20 protein-coding genes are annotated in these 22,467 nt (G+C 50.3%); 7 read left to right on the top strand and 13 right to left on the bottom strand.

Translation table 11 applies throughout. The features are described 5' to 3' along the window. Nucleotides 1-60: 60 nt before the first annotated feature. Nucleotides 61-1,542 carry a T9SS type A sorting domain-containing protein gene (locus ADH68_RS09720; protein WP_133165723.1) on the top strand — a complete coding sequence of 494 codons (1,482 nt, stop codon included), beginning with the start codon at nt 61-63 and terminating at the stop codon, nt 1,540-1,542. A 103-nt stretch (nt 1,543-1,645) separates the two neighbouring features. On the opposite strand, the gene ADH68_RS09715 is transcribed toward ADH68_RS09720, so the two are convergent. Then, nucleotides 1,646-2,056 carry a cupin domain-containing protein gene (locus ADH68_RS09715; RefSeq protein ID WP_068960983.1) on the bottom strand — a complete coding sequence of 137 codons (411 nt, stop codon included), beginning with the start codon at nt 2,054-2,056 and terminating at the stop codon, nt 1,646-1,648. A 145-nt stretch (nt 2,057-2,201) separates the two neighbouring features. Here ADH68_RS09715 and ADH68_RS09710 point away from each other — a divergent pair, with 145 nt between their 5' ends. From ADH68_RS09710 to ADH68_RS09685, 6 genes are all read left to right on the top strand, one after another. Then, nucleotides 2,202-2,570 (top strand): winged helix-turn-helix transcriptional regulator, encoded by a 369-nt coding sequence (locus tag ADH68_RS09710; protein ID WP_068960984.1) that lies wholly within the window; start codon nt 2,202-2,204, stop codon nt 2,568-2,570. 248 nt (nt 2,571-2,818) lie between these two features. Then, entirely contained in the window at nt 2,819-3,154 is a 336-nt protein-coding gene (locus tag ADH68_RS09705; protein ID WP_068960985.1) for a nitrous oxide-stimulated promoter family protein, read from the top strand. Nucleotides 3,155-3,195: 41 nt separating this feature from the next. Then, nucleotides 3,196-3,813: a DapH/DapD/GlmU-related protein gene (locus tag ADH68_RS09700; RefSeq protein ID WP_153061647.1), complete on the top strand. Its 618-nt coding sequence runs from the start codon at nt 3,196-3,198 to the stop codon at nt 3,811-3,813. Nucleotides 3,814-3,927: 114 nt separating this feature from the next. Next, complete coding sequence (locus tag ADH68_RS09695) at nt 3,928-5,043, top strand: PCMD domain-containing protein (RefSeq protein ID WP_068960986.1); 1,116 nt, start codon at nt 3,928-3,930, stop codon at nt 5,041-5,043. A gap of 6 nt (nt 5,044-5,049) precedes the next feature. Next, the gene (locus ADH68_RS09690; protein WP_068960987.1) at nt 5,050-5,835 is read left to right on the top strand and encodes a porin family protein; all 786 of its coding nucleotides are present in this window, start codon (nt 5,050-5,052) and stop codon (nt 5,833-5,835) included. Nucleotides 5,836-5,894: 59 nt separating this feature from the next. Continuing rightward, entirely contained in the window at nt 5,895-7,223 is a 1,329-nt protein-coding gene (locus ADH68_RS09685; protein WP_232321346.1) for a M18 family aminopeptidase, read from the top strand. A gap of 84 nt (nt 7,224-7,307) precedes the next feature. Here the strand turns inward: ADH68_RS09685 and ADH68_RS09680 are convergent, their stop codons facing one another. The 12 genes from ADH68_RS09680 to dnaN form a co-directional block, all read right to left on the bottom strand. Beyond that, nucleotides 7,308-7,985, bottom strand: a complete 678-nt coding sequence (locus ADH68_RS09680) for an RluA family pseudouridine synthase (protein WP_068960988.1) — start codon at nt 7,983-7,985, stop codon at nt 7,308-7,310. A 452-nt stretch (nt 7,986-8,437) separates the two neighbouring features. Continuing rightward, nucleotides 8,438-10,189, bottom strand: a complete 1,752-nt coding sequence (locus tag ADH68_RS09675; protein WP_068960989.1) for a phospho-sugar mutase — start codon at nt 10,187-10,189, stop codon at nt 8,438-8,440. A 138-nt stretch (nt 10,190-10,327) separates the two neighbouring features. Continuing rightward, complete coding sequence (radC, locus tag ADH68_RS09670) at nt 10,328-11,047, bottom strand: RadC family protein (protein WP_068960990.1); 720 nt, start codon at nt 11,045-11,047, stop codon at nt 10,328-10,330. 45 nt (nt 11,048-11,092) lie between these two features. After that, nucleotides 11,093-12,091, bottom strand: a complete 999-nt coding sequence (locus ADH68_RS09665; protein WP_068960991.1) for a glycosyltransferase — start codon at nt 12,089-12,091, stop codon at nt 11,093-11,095. Nucleotides 12,092-12,160: 69 nt separating this feature from the next. Continuing rightward, nucleotides 12,161-13,312, bottom strand: a complete 1,152-nt coding sequence (gene nspC, locus ADH68_RS09660; RefSeq protein WP_068960992.1) for a carboxynorspermidine decarboxylase — start codon at nt 13,310-13,312, stop codon at nt 12,161-12,163. Between the two features lie 42 nt (nt 13,313-13,354). Next, on the bottom strand, nt 13,355-15,712 hold the full coding sequence (locus ADH68_RS09655) for an ATP-dependent helicase (RefSeq protein ID WP_068960993.1): 2,358 nt from the start codon (nt 15,710-15,712) through the stop codon (nt 13,355-13,357). Continuing rightward, nucleotides 15,709-16,467, bottom strand: coding sequence for a 23S rRNA (guanosine(2251)-2'-O)-methyltransferase RlmB (gene rlmB, locus ADH68_RS09650; protein ID WP_068960994.1), 759 nt, complete (start codon nt 16,465-16,467; stop codon nt 15,709-15,711). The genes ADH68_RS09655 and rlmB overlap by 4 nt, the downstream gene beginning before the upstream one ends. 46 nt (nt 16,468-16,513) lie before the next feature. Beyond that, nucleotides 16,514-18,181, bottom strand: coding sequence for a DNA repair protein RecN (gene recN / locus ADH68_RS09645; protein WP_068960995.1), 1,668 nt, complete (start codon nt 18,179-18,181; stop codon nt 16,514-16,516). 38 nt (nt 18,182-18,219) lie between these two features. Continuing rightward, nucleotides 18,220-19,143 (bottom strand): type IX secretion system protein PorD, encoded by a 924-nt coding sequence (gene porD, locus ADH68_RS09640; protein WP_068960996.1) that lies wholly within the window; start codon nt 19,141-19,143, stop codon nt 18,220-18,222. Between the two features lie 3 nt (nt 19,144-19,146). Next, nucleotides 19,147-20,355, bottom strand: a complete 1,209-nt coding sequence (gene coaBC, locus ADH68_RS09635) for a bifunctional phosphopantothenoylcysteine decarboxylase/phosphopantothenate--cysteine ligase CoaBC (protein WP_068960997.1) — start codon at nt 20,353-20,355, stop codon at nt 19,147-19,149. Then, nucleotides 20,355-21,116 carry a 3'-5' exonuclease gene (locus ADH68_RS09630; protein ID WP_068960998.1) on the bottom strand — a complete coding sequence of 254 codons (762 nt, stop codon included), beginning with the start codon at nt 21,114-21,116 and terminating at the stop codon, nt 20,355-20,357. Before ADH68_RS09630 ends, coaBC begins: the two co-directional genes overlap by 1 nt. 3 nt (nt 21,117-21,119) lie before the next feature. Next, on the bottom strand, nt 21,120-22,253 hold the full coding sequence (gene dnaN, locus ADH68_RS09625; protein ID WP_068960999.1) for a DNA polymerase III subunit beta: 1,134 nt from the start codon (nt 22,251-22,253) through the stop codon (nt 21,120-21,122). Nucleotides 22,254-22,467: the final 214 nt, after the last annotated feature.

Raw genomic sequence — 22,467 nt, 5'->3', positions numbered from 1 at the left:
AATCATGTTCTTTTTTACACCACATGATAAATCTACGAATATGTAAAAAAAATTCAACATTTGTTTACGCCTTTATTATTCTTTTTGCCTAACTTTGCAAAAAACACAACAACTATGAAATATCAAACCATTTCATTACCACTCATCACTTTAACACTTGCCATCACTGCCGACGCACAGACTATGGTTAAGGAAATGGACAATGCGCACACCCGATTTATCCCCGGTGCATTTATGAAAAACGGAAAAGCTGCCATCTATTTTTCCGATGATGATGAATATAGCTCCCGACATGGATATAATGGATATGAGGCCCAGATATTCGACTTTGATTTAAATCCATTGAAATCTTTTAATTTCCAGATACTTCATCCATACACAGTAACAGAAAAGCGTGAATCGACCGGCTCTGTAGTAAAGACCAAAGTCATAAAAGAAGAACGCATGCAATTGTCAGATATAGTACCTCCAATATCAGATACGAATGAACTTCCGTCTACGGCTGATATGGAGTCCCGAAAATCACATTTCATAAATTGGTTTTACGAGCACAACAAATATCTGGATTCGACACTTTCTATTGAAAGTCTCACGTCTAATTGCTATATTGACGGCACCACAATCTATATCTCTCTGCAAATCCAACCGGAAGGTTATTACGAATACTCCGAGTATCTGACTAAAATCGAGACTTATATTGACTCCTCCGACATGTGGGGTTTCATATATACCTATTCTACACAAGTACCTAAATATGATGGAGAATGGGTCAGGATAACATGGTATGATGTCCCCGTCAGCACTTTATGCACTCCCCGCTGCATAGACGTGGCAAGCATGAATGTTGGTATATACCTGCCATTCTCACAGACGTTTTTCAATGAAGACTCAAAATTTGAGTATGTAAGATACATAGCTGAGGTACGTGAAGATGACGGCGCTGTTGGTGGTGACATTATTAATACATCAAATCCTGACGCCGCTGAATATCTGTTTGGCATCACAGCATCTGACCGTGATGGAGACGGTGAAGAAGATTTCCGACAGAAACATTACGGAGTTCATTATACCGGACTTGAAATCGTTTCAGAAGACAACAATACCATCTATTCATTCCATATTCCCGACAATTGCGAAGGGGATGCGTCAATCGAATTCTTTAAATCTGACAACAGTATTCTCGCACAAGCCGAATTCAGCTGGTACAACGAGAATAATGAATATTTAAAAACTACACGATTTTACCGCATGGATAAGTCATCAGGTGTAGCCGATGTTATACGTGACGAAAATCGCATATCGGCATCACCCAACCCGGCTGTCCACGGAGTTCCTGTCGTAATAACCGTTCCAAACGCCGATAAGGGCTCGCGCGCCATATCAGTCACATCATTAAATGGAGTCAACGTATATAACCGGGCTATCAATCCCGATGCAGATAGAATTTCAATCCCGACACAAGGATTCACCCCGGGAATGTACATTTTCACATTGACAGAGAATGGCAGAAATATCGAAAGTTGTAAAATAATAATTCGATAATAAAACGGCAACGCATATCACAAAGGAATAGTGAAAACCGACTGTGACACGCGTTGCCGTTAAAATTCAAGCTCTCGTTCCCCAATATTTGTTAAGAGATAGCTTAGAGCTTGTTGTCACGTTGGGTAATCTCGGCGTCGGTCATGGTATAGCCGCCAAGGCTACCCTCCTTAGCCTGAATGCAGATGTAAGTCATCGGCTCGGCGGATGAGCATTTAAGATTGCGGTCACAGCCCGTAGCTACCCTGACCACCGAACCCTCAGCGATATCAAACACATCGCCGTCGACCTGGAATCGGCCTTTCCCGGAGAGAATTATGTAGTTCTCCTCATTCTCCTTATGACTGTGGAAAAACGGCACAGACTCTCCCGCAAGAAGAGTACCAAATGAAATCTCACATGATGTAGCTGCACTGGCATCCTTTACAAACTGTTTCCCCACGTGTGTGTGTAGGTCGCCTACCGATACATGAGCATACTTATCACCACAGGCGATTGTCTTTAATTCATTCATAATCTAATTTCTTTGGAAAGTATTCATTATCTTTGCAGCCGTAAGCCGCGTTTATTTCAGTGACGCAAAGTTAACACGTACATTCCACGCATACAAGACGTTACACCAAAGTAACGCACTTACCTGCCAGTAACTATTTTTGAAAATGAACAAGTTGCCGTTGAAAGAAAATTTTGAAAAATATACCGGTATAGATTCATGCCCGGTAAGGAATGTGATTTCGCGATTCTCCGGAAAATGGTCGATGCTCATTCTGTGCGTGCTCGCCGACAACGAAGCCACACGCTTCAACGCCATAGGTAAAGCCCTGCCCGACATTTCTCCTAAAGTGCTTACCGAAACTTTGAAAAATCTTGAAAACGACGGACTGATTGTGCGCCGGCTCTATCCGGAGATACCCCCACGGGTAGAATACTCGCTATCGACGCTCGGCAAAAGTCTCATGCCACATATCTCCGGACTCGTAGGCTGGGCAATCGAACATTTCGACGAAATTATCGGTAATAAGAAATAACAGTTATTTGCCCATACTTACCCACAACAATTATGGAACGAAAATTGACATATCCGGCATGACAGGCAAAGAAGCAATTGAACTGAAAGCAGCCCAACACCAAAACAATGCTACCGGCAATTCATAAAAAGAAAGTTAGAGCTTGTAAGGTAAAGGTAAATGCAAAATATATCAACGATATGAAACAAATTACTGACCGCCCTGACGGTAACATTTATTATTAAACAAGATCTTAGAGCATCCCTACAATGGCAAAGTCGTCGACACTATCCGCTGTTACATCTGAAAAGAAGCGTGTGATATCACAAATGATAGCCATATATTGCCACAAACACCATGGCACCGCCGGCCGCACACTCTGTCCCGAGTGTGCCGACATGCTCGCTTATGCTTGCTCCAGACTTGATAAATGTCCGAGAACGCCGGCCACGCATTCAAGTTGCAGGAGATGCACAATCCACTGCTATTCACCCGCATACCGCGACAAAATAAAAAAGATAATGAGGTATGTCGGGCCTCGCATGCTTTTCATCCACCCCATATCTGCCATACGCCACTTCATATCCGAAACAAGAGGCGAATGACTTGCATAATTCATACCAACGATTTTACCCCACAATAATATATGGAAAATAAAACCGATATTCCCGAGATAAGAATAGATGTCACCCGACAGACTCCCGAAGAACTGGCTCTTGCCACCCGACAGTCGCAACTGATTTTCAAATTCAACCACACCATGCCGGGCACAGAAGAATATGACCGGCTGATGCACGACATATTCCCCACGCTGGGCAAATCAAGCATTATCCACTCCCCCGTTACCGCCGTGCGCCCTCATATGGTAAGTATCGGGAAAAACGTAGTGATAATGCCCGGATGTCTGATGATGGCTGCCGGAGGCATATCAATCGACGACGGTGCCATGATTGCCGCCAACGTTCAGCTTATATCCAACAACCACGACCTCTACGAACGCCATATCATAACCTGCAAACCGGTCAGGATAGGAAAAAATGCATGGATTGGCGCTGGAGCGACAATCCTGCCTGGTGTCACAATCGGCGAAAATGCTGTGGTCGGAGCCGGCAGCATAGTGACCAGGGATGTCGAGGCCGACACCATCGTCGCCGGCAATCCTGCCAGATTCATAAAACGCATACCGCAACATCCGGAATGTGCAGCCATGCCTGACCCTGACGAAGAATTGCAACAGCTCGGCCTCGACAGCTGCGGCGACTGACCCGAAAACATCCATACGCCTAAACTTCGGGCGGGCAATAACACAGGCAATAAACCAATCATTTTCGCTTGTTTCATTGAAATATTATCCTATTATTGCTTAACTTTGCAAGCAATGAAACCAATCACTCATACATTTCTGATTGCTGCGATTGCTATGGTCACAACCGGATGCATACGCAAAGAGCCGCTCAACGCCGAATGCGATATAATTGCGGCGACACTCCCTGGAGACGTGATGTCGCAGAACGCTGCGATACGCAACTCTGAAGTGACCCTTTTTGTAAAGAAGGGAACCGACAAAAGCGCCCTCGCTCCTGAATTCATACTCACCGAGGGAGCCACTATCGACCCGCCAAGCGGCACAGTACGCAACTTTGACGTACCCCAGCGATACACCGTTACAGCCGAAGATAAAATCTGGCAGAAAACGTATACCGTATGGGTCAACGAGCCCGGCATAACACTCTCCTATGATTTCGAGCATGTCAGACAGCAACAGTCCAGCCGATATAGCTACGATATTTTTTACGAGATAGGACCCGACGGAAATGAGAGTTTCTCATGGGCAAGCGGAAATGCCGGATATGCAATGACAGGCCAAGGCTCATCTGACCCCGCTTCATTCCCCACCTACCAGTCCGACAACGGAATCGATGGCAAATGTGCGGCAATGACCACACGCATTACCGGACTCTTCGGAAATCTACGCAATTCACCACTCGCCGCAGGAAGCCTCTTTATAGGTGAGTTCAAAGTAAATCTTTCCAATACGCTGCTGTCAACCCGATTCGGCCGTCCGTTCGACCGCAAGCCGTTGCGCCTGTCAGGATATTATCGGTATACTCCCGGCGAAATGTATTACAAACTGAACGAATCTCTGTCAAACAAACTCGAAGCCGTCCCTGGAAAAATTGACGAATTCAACATATACGGAGTCATGTTTGAACGTACAGCAGATGTGGAATACCTTAATGGCACCAACGTTCAGACATCGCCCAACGTTGTGGCGCTTGCACGATTCAACGACGGCGAAAGGATTCCAACAGAAACATGGCGCACATTCTCGCTGCCGTTTGTCTACCTTAAGGAGATTGATATGGAGAAACTCGAGAATGGCCAATACTCCATATCGATTGTAATGTCATCAAGTATCGACGGCGACCTCTTCTCAGGAGCCCCGGGAAGTACCTTGATGGTCGACCAAGTCGTATTAACCTGTGAAGAATAGTCTAAAATGAAATTCAAGATAAACGCCATACTTATAGCGGTCCTGGCCATAATAGCTCCAATCCAGGCTCAAGCCCAGAAAGAGACAACCCATGCGCTTGAATGGTCAATACTCCATGGACTGGAATATGAAATTTACGCCGGTGTAAACATCGGAGGTACGGCACCCATACCTCTACCCTCGGAAATCAGAAAAATCAACGGATACAATCCTATGCTGAACCTCGCCATCGGAGGCAATGTCACAAAATGGATTGACACCGCACCGAAATGGGGATTCTCAATCGGCATCTGCTTTGAGAACAAAGGAATGGATACCAAATCGACGGTAAAGAACTATGGAATGGAAATCATACAGGACGGCTCGCGCATAGCCGGAAACTGGACTGGACGCGTAGACACAAAATATCAGGCGTCGCTGATAACATTCCCCGTGCTTGCACGTTGGCGACCGTCATCCCAATGGAACTTCCATCTTGGTCCCTACATCGGCGTAAGCCTCAACCATGAATTCTCCGGAAATGTACATGACGGATACCTCAGAGAAGGTGACCCCACAGGCGAAAAAGTGGAATTCGAAGGAGAAGCCAGCGCTCCATACGAATTCAACAGCGACCTGCGCTCATTCCAGTACGGACTGCAGGGCGGAGTTTCATGGCGCGCATTCAAGCACCTTGCCCTGCGTGCTAACCTCAGCTGGGGATTCAACAACATCTTCAAAGGTTCATTCAAGACTGTAAACTTCCCCCTATACCCCATCTATGCCAATCTTGGATTCAACTACATATTCTAAGGGCATAGCGAAAGACAATACACCGAATCCTGACCACAAACAATAATTACAACCCACATATGATGGATTTCTCAGACATGACTGCCCGTGAAGCAGAAGGACTGATAGACTTTCTCAACGCATCCCCCTGCAACTTCTGGGCTGTAGACACCATACGGCGCATACTCGCCGACAACGGATATACCGAACTCGACATGGCCGACTCGTGGAGCGGAAAACTTAAGCCTGAAGGCCGCTACTTTGTCGTCAAAAACAGTTCGGCAATCTTCGCGTTCAGAATCGGCGACGGCACTCCGTCAAGCAGCTTCCGCATAATCTCCGCTCATAGCGATTCTCCCGGATTCCGCATCAAGCCGGCTCCGGAAATGAAATGCGACGGCGGTGTGGTAAAACTCAACACCGAGGTCTACGGTGGCCCGATTCTGTATACATGGTTCGACCGTCCGCTATCGGTAGCCGGACGCGTGATGTTGCGCGGCATCGACCCGCTCCATCCAGCCACACGCCTTGTGAGATTTGATGACCCGATGCTGACAATACCTCATCTCGCCATCCACTTCAACCGCTCTGTCAACGAAGGCAACCCCTTGTCGAAGCAGAAAGACATGCTCCCGGTGATAGGCATCATCGACCGGCAGACCAACGCCGCAGGGATGGTGCTGCGCATGGTTGCCGACCGACTCGCAGTCGACCCAGAACAGATACTCGACTGCGATTTGTCGCTCTACGACACCACTCCGGCACAACGCTGGGGCTCCAACGGCGAATTCATATCCTCCGGTCGTCTCGACGACCTGTCGATGGCATATGCCGCCATGCGAGCCATGCTGCTCTCTACCGATACCATCAAACCCGAGCCGACAGTAAGGGTAATGGCAATATTCGACAACGAAGAGACCGGCTCAGGCACAAAGCAGGGAGCAGCTTCCCCAATACTGCACACTATCATGATGCGCATAGTCGAGGCATTCGGTGGCACATTCGAAGACTTCTCGCGGGCTGTTGCGGAGTCATTCATGATATCGGCCGACAATGCTCATGCCGTACATCCCAACTACGTCGAGAAACATGACCCTACCAACCATCCCGTAGTAGGCGGAGGTCCGGTAATCAAAATAAACGCAAACTGCAAGTACATGACCGATGCCGACTCGTCGGCCGTGTTCCGCGCCATATGCGAGCAGGCTGAAGTGCCATACCAGTATTTCGTCAACCACAGCGACGTAGCCGGCGGCTCGACCCTCGGCAATATCCTAACATCCAAGATTGATCTCAGAGGTGTGGATATGGGCGCTGCAATCTGGGCAATGCATTCCGTGCGCGAGACTGCGTCCGCTGCCGACAATGCCCACATAATCCGTGCATTCACCCAATTCTACACATGCTGACACCCCAACAGCATCACTGTAAACGAGTCAGAGCGTCATTGACATGACGCTCTGACTGTTTTTTATATATTCATGACAAGCACACTACCTGACTTCTCCGGCAAGAGCCTGCCAGAGGTTGTCATGGGGCACCGGTGCGGTTATATCGATTGAATTGCCGCTTACCGGATGAATGAAGCGTATGTGATGGCTCTGGAGCGAGATGCTGCCGTCGGGATTGGAGCGCTTGTCACCATATTTCAAATCGCCCTTTATCGGACATCCGATTGAAGAAAGCTGCACACGTATCTGATGCTTGCGTCCGGTAAGCAAGCGCACTTCCAGCAGATGATAACGGTCCGATGAAGCAATATGCCGGTATTTGAGCACAGCCTTTTGGGCGCCCTCCTTTGGCTGCAGCGACGCATACGATTTATTATTGCGCTCTACCGAGGTGATATAGTGGACAAGCGTGCCCTCCGGCTCAGGAGGAACATTGCGGGTGATGGCCCAGTAGGTTTTCTCAACTTCGCCTTTGCGGAATAGATCGTTCATGCGAGTGAGAGCCTTGGATGTCTTGGCAAACACGACCAGGCCCCCGACAGGTCGGTCAAGACGATGCACCACACCGCAGAATACATTGCCGGGCTTGTCATACTTCTCCTTAAGCCAGCGCTTCAGAGTCTCGACAAGCGGCTCGTCACCGGTCTTGTCGCCCTGTACAATCTCGCCCGGGGCCTTGTTGACCACAAGCAGATGGTTATCCTCGTAGACTACTTCCATTTCAAAACTTACTTAGAGCTTGTTTAAGAGCTTGTTTAATAATAAATGTTACCGTCAGGGCGGTCAGTCGGCGAGCAGATTTCGCTTGTGATGAGGGAGTTATGGGGCTCCATAACGACCGAAGAGCGGGTGGAAATATGCCGGCGAATGACCGACTGGAAGTAATTTGTTCCATATTGTTAATATATTTTTACATTTGCTTTAAAGCAGGCAAGAGATTGAATGGTTATAAAGCTACCTTTTGTCTCGTATATCTTGGCCGCTTTTCGCCATGACCCTCAGTCATGTACATAAAGTACACTCCTTCGGCACATGTCGAAAATCGACTCAAGCTATACGACCCTGGCGGCAACATTTATTATTAAACAAGCTCTAATAAAGCGGAGACGCATCCAATACACATGTTGGGCGCGTCTCCGCTGAATATTATCTATAACGCTATAGTGATATCATCAGTCGATACCGAGATCTTTCTTGATAGCCTCGATTTTTGCATCGGCCTCTTCGATAGCCTTGCCGTAGTCCTCGGGCTTCTCCATCTTTCCGCGCACCTCAACGTAGAACTTAATCTTAGGCTCTGTGCCTGAAGGACGCACACTGACCTTTGTACCGTCGGCAGTGAAATACTGGAGCACGTTGGAGGTAACAGGCATATCCATCTTCGATACATTGCCTGTAGTCACGTCGGTGAGGTTGAGGTCGGCGTAATCCTTGATAGTCACAATGGGGCTGCCGGCAAGCTGCTTGGGCGGATTGGCACGGAAATTCTTCATGATGGCGATAATCTCTTCAGCACCGGTCTTGCCTTTGCGCACCAGAGAGATACCTGCCTCACGCGAGAATCCGTAAGTCATATAGATATCCTTCAGCATCTGGAGGAAATTCATATTCTTTGTCTTGGCCCATGCGAGCGCCTCGGCCATAAGTGAGATGGCGCTTACAGCATCCTTGTCGCGGCAGAAATCCTCGGCAAGGAAACCGTAGCTCTCCTCGCCACCGCCGAGATAACGACCGGTACCCTCGTTCTCACGGATTACAGCGGCAATCCACTTGAAGCCTGTGTAGCAGTCGTACATCTTGAAACCATTCTTGTCGGCAATCGACTTGATGGTCTCGGTAGTAACGATGGTCTTTACGATATACTCATTGCCTGTGATACGGCCAAGCTCCTTATTACGGGTCATGATGTAATTGAGGAGAATCATCACAATCTGATTGCCGTTAATCAGCACGTACTCGCCGTTGTCGTCGCGGAGCACACATCCGATACGGTCGGCATCGGGGTCGGAAGCAAGAATAAGGTCGGCGTCCACCTCCTTGGCCTTGGCGATAGCCATTGCCATAGCCGATGGAACCTCGGGGTTGGGAGAAGCCACGGTCGGGAAATCACCGGAAGTTACATCCTGCTCAGGCACGTTGATGATGTTGGTGAAGCCATAGTTGCGAAGCGAGTCGGGGATGAGCTTCACACCGGTGCCGTGGATAGGAGTGTACACGAGTTTGAGGTCGTGGAACTGCTTTACGGCTTCCGGACTGAGCTGAAGGCCCTTGATGGCGGCCAGGAACTTCTGGTCCATCTCATCGCCGATGATGGTGATAAGCTCGGGATTGCCCTTGAACTTGATTTCACCGATACCGCTGATGCGGTTTACATATTCGATTACGTTTACATCGTGAGGAGCGATAAACTGTGCGCCGTCGCTCCAGTAAGCCTTGTAACCGTTGTATTCCTTGGGGTTGTGGGAAGCGGTGATATTAACGCCGCTCTGACAGCCGAGCTCGCGGATAGCGAACGACAGCTCGGGAGTGGGACGGAAACTGTCGAAGAGATAGACCTTGATTCCGTTGGCCGAGAATATGTCGGCGACAATTTCGGCAAACTTGCGCGAGTTGTTGCGCACATCGTGGCCTACGACTACAGATATCTGGGGCTCATCCTTGAAAGCGACCTTAAGATAGTTGGCAAGCCCCTGTGTGGCGGCTCCTACCGTATAGATGTTCATACGGTTTGTGCCGGCACCCATGATACCGCGCAGACCGCCGGTACCGAATTCGAGGTCACGATAGAAACTGTCGATAAGTTCGGTTTTGTCGTCGGCGTCAAGCATGCGACGCACCTCGGCACGAGTTTCTTCATCGTAACCGTCGGCGAGCCATCCTTGGGCTTTTTCGGTCACCATCTTGATGAGGTTTTCATTTTCCATATCTTGAAATTTTTTGGTATTAAGGTATTTGGACAATTCTGTTAAGAGAGGTATTTCACAAAGGTAACGTTTCGCGCCAACTTTCGCAAGAAAAAGATGATGATAATTACAAAATATTATCTCGATTTACAGGTAATTTTACATTTTACCCTCGTCACAATAAGAAAAATATCCTCCATGGGTGATTATTATATGGTCAAGCACCCTTATGTCGAGCAATGCGCCTCCATCTCGCAACCGACGTGTGAGCGCATCATCCTCCTGACTGGGTCGCAGATTGCCCGAGGGATGGTTATGCACGAGTATGATTCCCGCCACCATGTCGCCGCGCTCCATCACCCGCTTGAATATAATTTTCGGATCCACTACCGTAGCGGCTGTGCCGCCGCTGCTTATCTGCACGCGGTCAATGACACTGTTGTTGCGCGACAGCATTACTATCCAGAATTCCTCATGATGAATATGCTGTAGCTGCCGGCGCATAAGGGCATACACTGTGTCGCTCCCCTTTATCACAGGCTTGCGCTCAACTTCCTCGTCGCGACACCGCATGCCCAGCTCGAATGCGGCAAGGAGACTGATTGCCTTGGCCGGGCCGACACCGGGATTATCTCGCACAATCTCACGCACAGAGCGCGAGGCGATATCCGACAGCTGACTGCCGTAACGGCGCAGCAACTCCTGACTCATTGTCAGGACCGATTTTCCACGCATGCCGTTGCCGAAGATTATGGCTACAAGCTCGGCGGTCGACAATGAACCGATACCGTCGCGCATGGCCTTTTCACGCGGGCGGTCGGACGGCGCGATATCCTCGATAAGGATATAGTCGCGCACTTCGGGTTGAGGAGATTCCATGTTCAAGAAAGTTTTTGATGTTATTACCGACATGCAGATACACGGCTATTTGCCGCGGCGCATGTCGATTTCTTCCGCGATATTACGCCCGCGGCCGAGCAATATCTTTGTAGTGTATGCCTTAAGGAAACCACATCCGTATCCCCCAAGCTGTATTATGCTTGCGGGGACAGCAAGCGTGGCGATTTTCACCGAATGCGTCGACACAAGAGCGGCCACCCATATCGCAAGCAGATAAAGGGCCAACGGAAGCAGGAACCATGGCGACACCAATATACCGAGCAGCAACAGAGTCATGCCACCTGCCACAGCCACCGCAGGGAGCCAGTGCACGAGTTTGAGCGAGTCGGGATACAGAAGATACAGTGTGATACGCGACATTCCGAACACGTATACCTGACGCATGAACTTGCGGAAATCGACACGTCGCTTATGATATACCGGTGCATCATGTATCAGGCCTATCGAAAACCCGGCATTGCGTATACGGGTACTCATGTCGATATCCTCGGAGAACATCTCACGGAATCCCCCTATCCGCTCGTAAACCTTGCGCGAATATCCCATATTGAACGTACGCGGAGTAAACTTTTCCAGACTTATCTTCCCGCCACGTATGCCTCCTGTGGTAAGGAACGATGTCATCGAATGATTGATTGCCTTCTGGGTAGGAGTAAACGAGTCGTGAGCGGCATCCGGACCGCCGAAGCAGTCGAGAGGACGCTCTCCCAATGCCTTGTCGAGATGCTCGAAGTATCCCGGAGGAATCACACAATCGGAATCGAAAAATATAAAATATTCACCCGATGCGCGGTCCATTCCGTAGTTGCGCGCAATCGAACGCCCCTCATTTGATTTGTAAAAGTATTTCACATCAACGCTGTCGGCATAGCGTTTTACCACCCCGTCACACGGCTGCGACGAACCGTCTTCCACAATTATTACCTCAAAGTCGGCAAACGTCTGTTGCGAAAGGCTTTTAAGCAAATCGTCGACCTCGTCAATACGATTGTATACCGGTATGATTACAGAATATTTAGGCATTGTGTATGGTAAAAGTCAATATCTGGTATTCAGGTTGCAGGCTACGGCATCTCCGGATTGGTGTCAGGCTCAGTCCATGCGATTCTTATAGTCCTCGTAAGTGAAATGGCGCAGGACCGAACATTCACCGCCGGCGTCGCACCATACGATATCGGGATGCTGTATCCCGTTGAACATCGTGGTCTTTACTGTCGTGTAGTGGTTCATATCCTCCAGGGTAAGAATATCTCCTATTTTCAGAGGCTTAGGAAAAGTCCACTCACCGACAAAATCACCGCTCAGACAGGAATTGCCCCCGAGACGGTAAGAAGGCATCCCTTCGCACGTCTCCACACTCTCTGTTATAGCCGGCTTGTAGGGCATCTCCAGACAGTCGGGCATATGACACGCGAATGAAGCATCGATAATCGCGGTCTTTACTCCCTGGTTCTCCACGACGTCAACAACTGAAGTAATCAGATCGCCGGTACGCCACATAAACGCACTTCCCGGCTCAAGGATTACCTTCAGCCAGGGATAGCGCTCACGAAATGCACGCAGGAGTCCGACAAGATGCTTTGTGTCATACCCCTCGCGGGTCATAAGATGACCGCCACCCATGTTTACCCATTTAACCTGCGGCAGATACTTTCCGAACTGTTTCTCAAATGCTTCGAGCACCTTTTCAAGATCATGTGAGGTAGACTCGCACAGAGCATGGAAATGCAGCCCCTCGATACCCTCCGGAAGAGAATCGCCAATCTGCTCGGCTGTAGCTCCGAATCTGGAGCCGGGAACAGCCGGATTGTATATGTCTGTCTCGATTACCGAACACATGGGATTGACCCTCAGTCCGGGGCTGACACGCTTGTCGGGATGCGCGGCGCTATACTCCTCCACATCCTTGCGAAACCGCTCCCACTGAGAGAGTGAGTTGAATGTAAGATGGGTGCTCCCCGCCAGAAATTTACCGATAGTGTCGGGGGTATAGGCCGGACAATAAGTGTGTACCTCTCCGCCAAGCTCATCGTTGCCGAGACGCATCTCGTTGAGAGAGCTCGCCGTGGAGTCACGCACATACTCGCGCACTACAGGGAATGTACGCCAGAGGGCATTGGCCTTGAATGCCATTATTATCTCTACACCGGCATCGCGCGCAACCGAGGTAATCAATTCAAGATTGCGGCGTATACGGTCTTCATATACTATATAATATGGTGTGGTGAGCTCAGTGGCTTTCATATATACTTATATACTTTTATTTTGAGTTATCACTTACCTGGTTCAGCTGTCGAGTATAGTAAATCTGGCGAACTTCAGAAGGAGTTTCTTCTCGCCTACGACATTGAATGCAACGGTAATCGTCGGACTTGGTGCATTTGATGTGACGGCCGAGATAGTGCCGACTCCAAAGCGCGAGTGCTCGATACGCATGCCTACTTTTATGTCTGCCACATCGTGGGTGCCGCCATCAGCCTGAGTCCCGCCACTGCTACCGACAGGATTTGATGACAGATTTACAGGATGGATATTTGACCTTGCCGGCTCGTCATCGACAAGCGGGTGGCGGAACGAACGGCGACGGTCGTCAGCCATTCTGCCCCCCATCGAATCTCGGTAATTGTCGAGAGGATTTATTACACTGTCAGAGCGGGAGAACTCACTGCCGGGCGAAATATACAGATATCCCCGGTCTATGTCTCCTATGAATCTTGAAGGGCGTGTCGGGGCTGTCTGCCCGTTGCGGTAGCGGCTCGCGGCATATGTAATCACACAATGGCGGCGCGCACGAGTTATCGCTACGTACAATAGCCGGCGCTCCTCCTCTATACCGCGCAATGTGTCGCAGCTCATTGCCGAGGGGAATAGTTCCTCTTCAACTCCTACTACAATCACATTGTTGAACTCCAGACCTTTCGCGGCATGGACAGTCATCAGTGTGACAGCCTCACCGTTGCTGTCGCTCATATCCTGGTCGGAGGAAAGCGACACGTTGGCAAGGAAATCGACAAGAGTCGTCTCCTGTGCAGACTGTTCCATGCGCTCGCCGACAAACTCCGATATGCCTTGCAGGAGCTCAAGAATGTTCTCCTGCTTCGAGATACTTTCCGGAGTATTGTCATGTATGAGGGAGGCAAGCATGCGGGTATCCTCGACGATACTGCGGGCAACATCGTAAGCCGAGGCGTTGGCAGTGATCATTCCGACGAATTTCTGCACCAGTTCGACAAAACCCGTCACCTTCTTGATTGCAGCCGATTTCAGTCCGGTATCGTAGCAATCGAGCGATGTAGCCACATTCCACATACTCACGCCACAGTGCATGGCTGTATGTATCAGCCTGTTTACGGTCGTGTCCCCTATGCCTCGGGCAGGAGTGTTTATAACCCGCTTGAAAGCCTCGTCGTCATCAGGATTGACAGCCAGACGCATGTATGCCACGATATCCTTCACTTCCTTGCGCTGATAGAATGACAGGCCGCCGTAGATACGGTAAGGGATATTGCGGTTACGCAGCGACTCCTCAAGGCGTCGCGACTGAGAATTGGTACGGTAAAGAATGGCAAACTCATTATAAGGGTCGTGGCTACGCATCTGCATCTGCGACACCTTGTTGGCCACAAGTATGGCCTCCTCATAGTCGCTGTAGGCCTGCACGACCTCTATGCGCGAGCCGACATCGTTGCGCGAGAATACCTGCTTGGGTATCTGCTCCTTGTTTTTTGCAATCAGAGTGTTGGCGGCATTTATGATATTCTGGGTCGAGCGATAGTTCTGCTCAAGTTTGAATGTGCGCAATGCCGGAAACGACTTATGCAGATTGAGTATGTTGCTGATATTGGCTCCACGAAACGAGTATATGCTCTGAGCGTCATCGCCCACAACACACAGGGCCTTTGACTCCTCGCAAAGCTGACGTATGATGACATGCTGGGCAAAGTTGGTGTCCTGATACTCGTCGACAAGCACATATCTGAAATACTCCTGATATTTCCTGCGGATATCCGGATTATCACGCAGCAGCACGTTCGTGTAATACAGCAGGTCGTCAAAATCCATGGCTCCGGCATGGCGGCAACGCGCGCAGTATGCACGGTATATAGCACCGAGCGCCGGGCGCTTCGCTCTCTCGTCGGCCGACATCTGAGCGGAATCGGCAATATACATGTCCGGCGATATCAGCGCGTTTTTCGCATTGGATATGGCAGCGATAACGGTGGCAGGCTTGTATACCTTGTCGTCAAGCTCCATATCACGCAGTATAGTCTTTACCAACGATTTGGTGTCGGCCGCATCATATATCGTAAAACTGCTCTTAAACCCGATAAGGTCGGCGTTGAAGCGCAGCAGTCTGGCGAAAATACTGTGGAATGTCCCCATCCACAGCTGCGAGGCCACAGCAGGGCCGACCATCTGCTGGATGCGCTCCCGCATCTCTTTGGCGGCCTTGTTGGTAAATGTAAGAGCCAATATACGCCATGGCTCATAGCCATGGTGCAGCAGATGTACAATCTTATATGTGAGCACACGTGTCTTGCCCGACCCGGCACCGGCGATTACCAACTGCGGGCCATCATTGTAGACTACGGCGTCGCGCTGCTGGTCATTCAGCTGCAAAAGATAGTCATCTTCTTTGGTCATATCACTTCAAGATTGCCGGCAAGTCGCTGGCGCACTACTTCATATATGATGACACCGGCCGCCACCGACACATTGAGCGAGCCGATATGCCCGAACTGTGGTATGCTTACAAATGTGTCGCACTGTTTGAGCACCTCAGGCGATATGCCAACATCCTCGGCACCCATCACGATGGCTACCGGACCGGTATAATCGGCCTGGGTGTAATTGATATCGGCCTTCTCCGACGCAGCTACAATTTTGTAGCCGTTATCCTTGAGGAAACGCACGGCTCCCGCGGCGGAACGCTCGCGGCATACAGGGATATGAAGCAGCGCGCCGGCAGAGGTCTTAACAGCGTCGCCTCCGACACTCACACTCCCGCGCTCGGGAATCACGATAGCATCGACTCCGGCACACTCGCATGTGCGGGCTATCGCTCCGAAGTTGCGCACATCAGTAATGCCGTCAAGCACTACCACAAAAGGAAGCACGCCATCCTCATACAATGCAGGCACTATATGGTCAAGACGATGATATGTGACAGCCGACAGCATCGCGAGCACACCCTGATGGTTTTTCCTTGTTATACGGTTGATGCGCTCGACCGGCACTCGCTGCACCGGCACACGGCTCCGGTGCAACTTGTCGAGCAACTCTTTGAGAAGGGCCTCCCCCTGGAGATCCTTGCGGATAAATACCTTGTCAATTTCTTTTCCGGCCTCTATGGCCTCGATTACGGCGCGTATGCCGAATATATAGTCGGTTGATTCCATTATATTTTTTGTTAGACAGTTATAACATGCTCTTATAAACTGTTTCTTAGTTATTGCTTGCACTTAACAGAGAGAGGGCGTTGGCACGGGCGGCAGCATCGACGGTAGACCCACTCAGCATTACGGCAATCTCATCGATACGCTGCTCGCGGTCGAGCTGGCGTATATGGGTATGGGTCGCGTCCTCGTCGTCAATCTTATACACCTTATAATGCGCATTGCCCAAAGCAGCCACCTGAGGCAGATGTGTGATAGCCATCACCTGGATAGAGCGTGAGATATCGCGCATCATAAGACCCATGCGGTTGGCCACATCGCCCGACACGCCAGTGTCGATTTCATCAAAAATAATCGACGGCAACTGCATGCGGCTTGCGATAATGCTCTTTACCGACAGCATCAGACGGGAAATCTCGCCGCCCGACGCAGTCGAACCAACAGGCATAAGCGGCTGGTTCTTGTTGAACGCAAACTTAAACTCGACAGTATCCATACCGGTCGATGACATGTCGCCTGTGGTAATCTCCACTTGTGCGCGCAGATTCTTCATGCCGAGCGGAGAGGCAGTGTCACACAGCAGCTTCTCGAAGCGGCGGGCCTCTTCAGTACGACGGCGTGTAAGCTCGGCGGCAATCTCCTTGGCCGCAGCCTTGGCGCGCCGAGCTTCCTTCTCCAGCTCCTCGATGGTATAAGAACTGTTTTCGAGCGAGGAGAGCTTTATCCTGAAATTCTCGCGCAGCTCGATAAGGGCTTCGACTGAACTGACATGATGCTTCGACTGCAGGGAATATATGTCGTTGAGACGCTGCTCCACGGCCTCGAGCTCGTCGGGGTCGGCATTGAGGTCGCGGTCGAAATCAGACAGGGTATCTGCTATGTCGCGTAGCTCGATATGAACTGTATTAAGCCGCTCCACGATATTGTCGGCATCGTCGAGCACCTGAGAAAGCTGCTCGCAATATTCCATAGCATCGCCAAGAAGGGCAATGGCATTGCTGGTACCGTTGGAGAGAGAATCGAGAGCACCGCCAAGTGTCGACTTTATCTCGGTGATATTGGCGAGCACGTCGCGGTCCTTTTCAAGCTGATCCTGCTCGCCTGCCTCAAGATTCATTGCATCGAGCTGTTCAAGCTGGAAGCGGGTGAAGTCCTCGTCCTGACGGTTCTGCTCGATAAGTTTCTTTGTATCACGCAAGCGCTTCAATGCGCGCCTATAGGCGACAAAGCGCCGCGAGTAGTCGGCAAGCAGCTGTTCATTTCCTGCAAGAGTGTCGATAATGCTAAGCTGAAACTCCGGCGACGCAAGCAGACGGTTGTTATGCTGGGAATGGATATCTACCAGAAGCATGGCCACGTGGGAGAGGAGGTCGAGCGTCACCGGCGAGTCGTTGATGAAGGCCCGCGAGCGTCCGGCAGGGGCAATCTCCCGGCGCAGGATACAGACATTATCATCCCACTCGATATCATTTGCCACACAGTACTCTTTCAGCCGCTTGTAGTCGTGAAGTTCGAAAGTGGCCTCGATTACCGATTTGCGACCCGAATCGCGCACAGCTTTCAGGTCGGCCCTCTCGCCAAGTATGAGCGACAGAGCGCCGAGCATGATTGACTTACCGGCGCCGGTCTCTCCGGTGATTATGTTGAGCCCATTGTGGAATGTGATATCGACAGTGTCGATAAGAGCGTAGTTTGATATATGAAGAGATCTTAACATAACGTTGGGTCTTCTAAGTCAGTCGCTGTGACGCGGCTCTATTTGTTTTTACCCTTCTTAATCTGGTCCAGGCGCTTACCCTCGGTAGGATAGAGACTGTAAAGCAACTCGTATACACGGTCGCGCTCATCCTGAGGTGCCTTGGAGTAGACATTTACCAGCTCGTCGAGCTTAGCGTCCTTGAACATGGATATCCCTACCGACATCGGAGCCACCCGGCTTACATCAGAAAGGATATCAAGCGACTGAGTGATGCGCTGGCGTCCTTTGTCGGGGCTTACCGACATCTCGTCAAGACCTGTGCGATGGTAGGCATACACCATGTCGCGCAACTTCTGTGTCGAGGGTTCGGTAAACGCGTTGAGCACCGCGGCACGGTTCTTTGTATCCTCGAATGCCTTCCATCCGCTTTCTCCGGCCGACTGTGCCATCTGCACCACATTCTTGAGCATCTCCCAGTATTGGTCGCCGCCACGTGGTGAGAAACTGTCGAAGTCGATAGCGAGAATCAGATAGACATAGTAGTTTATTATAGCGGTAAGATTGCTCTCCATCGTGTTTTCAGAGAAAATCAGCGGCTCGCCCTGCGAATAGTCAAATTCAATTTTTGTGTCCTTGAAATTGATTAACGTAGTGGTATAGTTGCTGTTGTAGACAGGTCGCGACGACTGTATCTGAAGTTCGCCGGTGATATGCGGGTCCTCATAGGTCTTGACAGTAAGGAAGAGCTTGCACTCTATCTTTTCGTTTGTCGAAAACTGGGCATTGGTCCACTTGCGGGTATTGATATATTCCGACAAGGCGTCCTGAAGAGTTGAAAACACCGCGGTATTTGTACCTGCCACCTGCGAATAGTCAATCTCGACCTTACAGTTGAGTTCCTGGGCTGCAGCCGACAGCGAGGCTGCCGACAGCATGGCAACAGCCATAACATAGCGTAAAACGAGGAGAACACACTTCATATGTCAGAGCGTAAGCATTATATCAAGAATATCGTCGGCGACCTCGCGCTTGTCCTTCAGCGGGAATGGAACAGTGCGTCCGTCGGCAGTATATATCGTAATCTTGTTGGTATCTGTCGAAAAACCTGCGCCGGCATCACGCAATGAGTTAAGGACAATCATATCAAGATTCTTGGATTTCAGCTTGGATATGGCGTTGTCACCTTCATGGTCTGTCTCCAGGGCAAATCCTACAAGTATCTGTCCGGAGCGTTTACGCTCACCAAGAGTGCGGGCGATATCCGGATTCTTTACAAGCCTTATCACCGGAGGCTCATTGCCTTCACGCTTAATCTTTGTATCCGAAGGGGCGGCGGGCGCATAGTCGGCCACAGCCGCACACATGATGGCCGCATCGGCATCGGCAAAAGCCGCCTCGCAGGCATCAAGCATCTGACGGGCCGACTCCACGCGTACTACATCGACCGACGGGCTGAAATCATGCGCGATACTTACGTGGCCACTCACCAGAGTGACCCGGGCACCACGCGCCGCGGCCTCTTCGGCAAGAGCATATCCCATCTTTCCGGAGCTGTAATTGCCGATAAAACGCACAGGGTCGATACGTTCGTAGGTAGGACCGGCAGTAATCAGTATGTGCTTACCCGCCAGGTCGAGACTCTTCCCGAAGAAACGGTCAAGCACCTCGACTATACGCTCAGGCTCTTCCATGCGGCCCTTGCCTGTAAGGTGGCTCGCCAGCTCTCCGGCTCTGGCCTCGATGATATGATTGCCATACGAACTTAGCAGCGCGAGATTGCGAGTTGTCGATGGATGGGCCATCATATCGAGATCCATCGCAGGCGCCACGAATACAGGAGCCTTCGACGAGAGATATGTGGTCACGAGCATATTGTCGGCCACACCGTTGGCCATCTTTCCTATTGTCGATGCGGTAGCGGGGGCTATGACCATAGCGTCGGCCCACAGACCGAGGTCGACATGGCTGTGCCACTCACCGGTGTTGGCGGTAAAGAACTCGCTTATTACCGGCTTTCCGCTGAGTGTCGACAATGTGACAGGCGTGATAAACTCTTTTGCATTGGGAGTCATCACCACCTGCACTTCCGCTCCGGCCTTGACCAGCAGTCGCAAAAGCATGGCCGACTTGTAGGCGGCTATGCCCCCGGTGATGCCGAGTATGATATGCTTGCCTTTTAGAGGGTGTGTCATTATTTTAGGCGCATTTTTATAGCAGTAATCACCTGTTTGGTATTGGCAGGAAACTCGCCCTGCATCATCCAGGAATAATATCCGATATCGCGGCGAAACACTTCTTCGACAGGCTGTCCCTTGTATTTTCCGAAATTGAACACCTCGGTGCCTGCGTCATTACGGATTATGCGTCCCATAAGATCCACATTCCTGTTTTGTGTGGAGAACTCGGCAAGATATGCTACATCGTTTTTCAGCGTGTCGTAACAGTCGAGCTGAGCCTTCAGCACTTCGTATGTGGCCCGTGTATCGGCATTTGCGGAATGGGCTTCGGTGAGATCCTTTCCACAATAAAATTTGTATGCGGCGACAAGTGTGCGCTGCTCCATTTTGTGGAATATCGTCTGCACGTCGATAAAACGGCGTTTTGACAGGTCGAACGCAATTCCGGCACGCAGGAATTCCTCGGTAAGGAGAGGCACATCGAAGCGGTTGGAATTGAATCCGGCGATATCCGCGTCGGCAAAAAGCTCCATAAGTTCGGCGGCAATCATGCTGAAGGTAGGAGCATCGGCCACATCGGCGTCAGTAATGTGGTGTATGGCGGTAGCTTCGGCCGGAATTGGCATACCCGGATTCACACGGAGGGTACGTTCTATCTCCGAGCCGTCGGGCATGACCTTTATAATCGAAATCTCCACAATGCGGTCGCGCATGATGCTCGTGCCTGTGGTCTCGAGGTCGAAAAATACTATCGGGCGGGTAAGTACAAGATTCATTTCTTAGAATTCAGAAACAGTCATTGGCATGAGCAACATTAGCAAGTCGGAGTCGGCGCTCTGTTCTGCGGGAACAAACACACCGGGACGGCTCGGGTCGGAGAGCTTGAGAAGCACATTTTCGGTAGAGATTGTATTGATAATCTCTATCAGATATGGCGCGCTGAATCCGATTACCATATCACTGCCTGTAAAGTCGCAGGGCACCTCCTCGCGGGCTGAAGTGCAGAAGTTGTTGTCGGTAGCCTTCATTGTGAGCTTGTCGGCGTTGATACGGAACTTTACCAGACCGTGGCCCTGGTCAACGAATACAGCCACACGGCGTATTGCGGTAAGGAACTGCTGACGGTCGAGAGTGACAACATAAGGATTGTTCTGAGGTATCACTCGGTTGTAATCGGGGAAGTTGCCTTTGATAAATCGGCAGTTGAAGCGATATGAGGGGCTTTCGAAAGTAACGCTCTTGGGCTCTACCGTAATTTTGATAGCCTCTTCCTTGGCAAACACATTCTTGATTACCGTGGCAGGCTTTACGGGCAATATAAACGAGCCTTCCTGTCCGGGCTCTGACATGTTGTTGCGATAGCGCACGAGCTTGCGTGTGTCGGTTGACACAAATACGATTCCATCAGGCTTGATATCCCAGAGGATACCCATCATCTGCGGACGCAGGTCATCGTTGCCTACTGCAAACAGAGTGTTGTCGATGCCTTTCAGCACCTGCTCGGTAGGACATACAAACGAGAAGTTGGCATCGGAAGCCTCGGCATCGGCTTCGTTGGAGGGATATTCCGAGCCGTTGAGAGCGATAAAACTGTAATTGCCGGTGGCATAAGTCAGTTCTACGGAAAGATTCTGATCATTGATGTTGAATTCCAGCCCCTGGTCAGGCATCTCTTTGAGGAGGTCGACCAGACGGCGTGCGTCGACACAGAAACGACCCTCGCCCTCAGCGTCCATAACTTCCATATGGGCTACGAGAGTATTTTCGAGGTCGGAGGCTGTGACAGTAAGTGTGTCACCGGATAATTCGAAGAGGAAATTATTGAGGATAGTCAACGCATTCTTCGAATTAATCACCTTGCTGACGGCTGACACAAATGTGTAGAGTGTCTTGCTGGAAACATTAAATTTCATGAGGCGGTATTTAGTTGATTTTTTTATTCAGTATGTGATAGTATAGAACTATTGCGGTTAAATTAACCAACCTACAAAGATACACCTTTTCCGGCACAAATCCATATACGCCGGGCAGTTTTATCATATGCGGCAGTCATCACGGGAACGGGGAACGGGAACGATGCCGGGACATAGCAGTCAGACCGGTCTGTCCCGGCAGTTCACGGTGGTA

It is taken from the genome of Muribaculum intestinale (assembly GCF_002201515.1).
Taxonomy (GTDB): Bacteria; Bacteroidota; Bacteroidia; order Bacteroidales; family Muribaculaceae; genus Muribaculum; species Muribaculum intestinale.
The sequence above is the reverse complement of the archived record's forward strand: the minus strand, read 5'-3'. Positions and strand labels throughout refer to the sequence as shown.

Excerpts from the sequence above, each read along its gene's own strand:
- ADH68_RS09715 (WP_068960983.1), bottom strand. The coding sequence starts at position 2,056 with ATGAATGAATTAAAGACAATCGCCTGTGGTGATAAGTATGCTCATGTA.
- ADH68_RS09675 (WP_068960989.1), bottom strand. The coding sequence starts at position 10,189 with ATGGAAAATGAAAACCTCATCAAGATGGTGACCGAAAAAGCCCAAGGA.
- ADH68_RS09705 (WP_068960985.1), top strand. The coding sequence starts at position 2,819 with ATGGCAAAGTCGTCGACACTATCCGCTGTTACATCTGAAAAGAAGCGT.
- dnaN (WP_068960999.1), bottom strand. The coding sequence starts at position 22,253 with ATGAAATTTAATGTTTCCAGCAAGACACTCTACACATTTGTGTCAGCC.
- ADH68_RS09710 (WP_068960984.1), top strand. The coding sequence starts at position 2,202 with ATGAACAAGTTGCCGTTGAAAGAAAATTTTGAAAAATATACCGGTATA.
- ADH68_RS09680 (WP_068960988.1), bottom strand. The coding sequence starts at position 7,985 with ATGGAAGTAGTCTACGAGGATAACCATCTGCTTGTGGTCAACAAGGCC.
- ADH68_RS09690 (WP_068960987.1), top strand. The coding sequence starts at position 5,050 with ATGAAATTCAAGATAAACGCCATACTTATAGCGGTCCTGGCCATAATA.
- ADH68_RS09655 (WP_068960993.1), bottom strand. The coding sequence starts at position 15,712 with ATGACCAAAGAAGATGACTATCTTTTGCAGCTGAATGACCAGCAGCGC.
- ADH68_RS09695 (WP_068960986.1), top strand. The coding sequence starts at position 3,928 with ATGAAACCAATCACTCATACATTTCTGATTGCTGCGATTGCTATGGTC.
- rlmB (WP_068960994.1), bottom strand. The coding sequence starts at position 16,467 with ATGGAATCAACCGACTATATATTCGGCATACGCGCCGTAATCGAGGCC.
- porD (WP_068960996.1), bottom strand. The coding sequence starts at position 19,143 with ATGAAGTGTGTTCTCCTCGTTTTACGCTATGTTATGGCTGTTGCCATG.
- radC (WP_068960990.1), bottom strand. The coding sequence starts at position 11,047 with ATGGAATCTCCTCAACCCGAAGTGCGCGACTATATCCTTATCGAGGAT.
- ADH68_RS09685 (WP_232321346.1), top strand. The coding sequence starts at position 5,895 with ATGATGGATTTCTCAGACATGACTGCCCGTGAAGCAGAAGGACTGATA.
- ADH68_RS09700 (WP_153061647.1), top strand. The coding sequence starts at position 3,196 with ATGGAAAATAAAACCGATATTCCCGAGATAAGAATAGATGTCACCCGA.
- recN (WP_068960995.1), bottom strand. The coding sequence starts at position 18,181 with ATGTTAAGATCTCTTCATATATCAAACTACGCTCTTATCGACACTGTC.
- nspC (WP_068960992.1), bottom strand. The coding sequence starts at position 13,312 with ATGAAAGCCACTGAGCTCACCACACCATATTATATAGTATATGAAGAC.
- ADH68_RS09630 (WP_068960998.1), bottom strand. The coding sequence starts at position 21,116 with ATGAATCTTGTACTTACCCGCCCGATAGTATTTTTCGACCTCGAGACC.
- ADH68_RS09665 (WP_068960991.1), bottom strand. The coding sequence starts at position 12,091 with ATGCCTAAATATTCTGTAATCATACCGGTATACAATCGTATTGACGAG.
- coaBC (WP_068960997.1), bottom strand. The coding sequence starts at position 20,355 with ATGACACACCCTCTAAAAGGCAAGCATATCATACTCGGCATCACCGGG.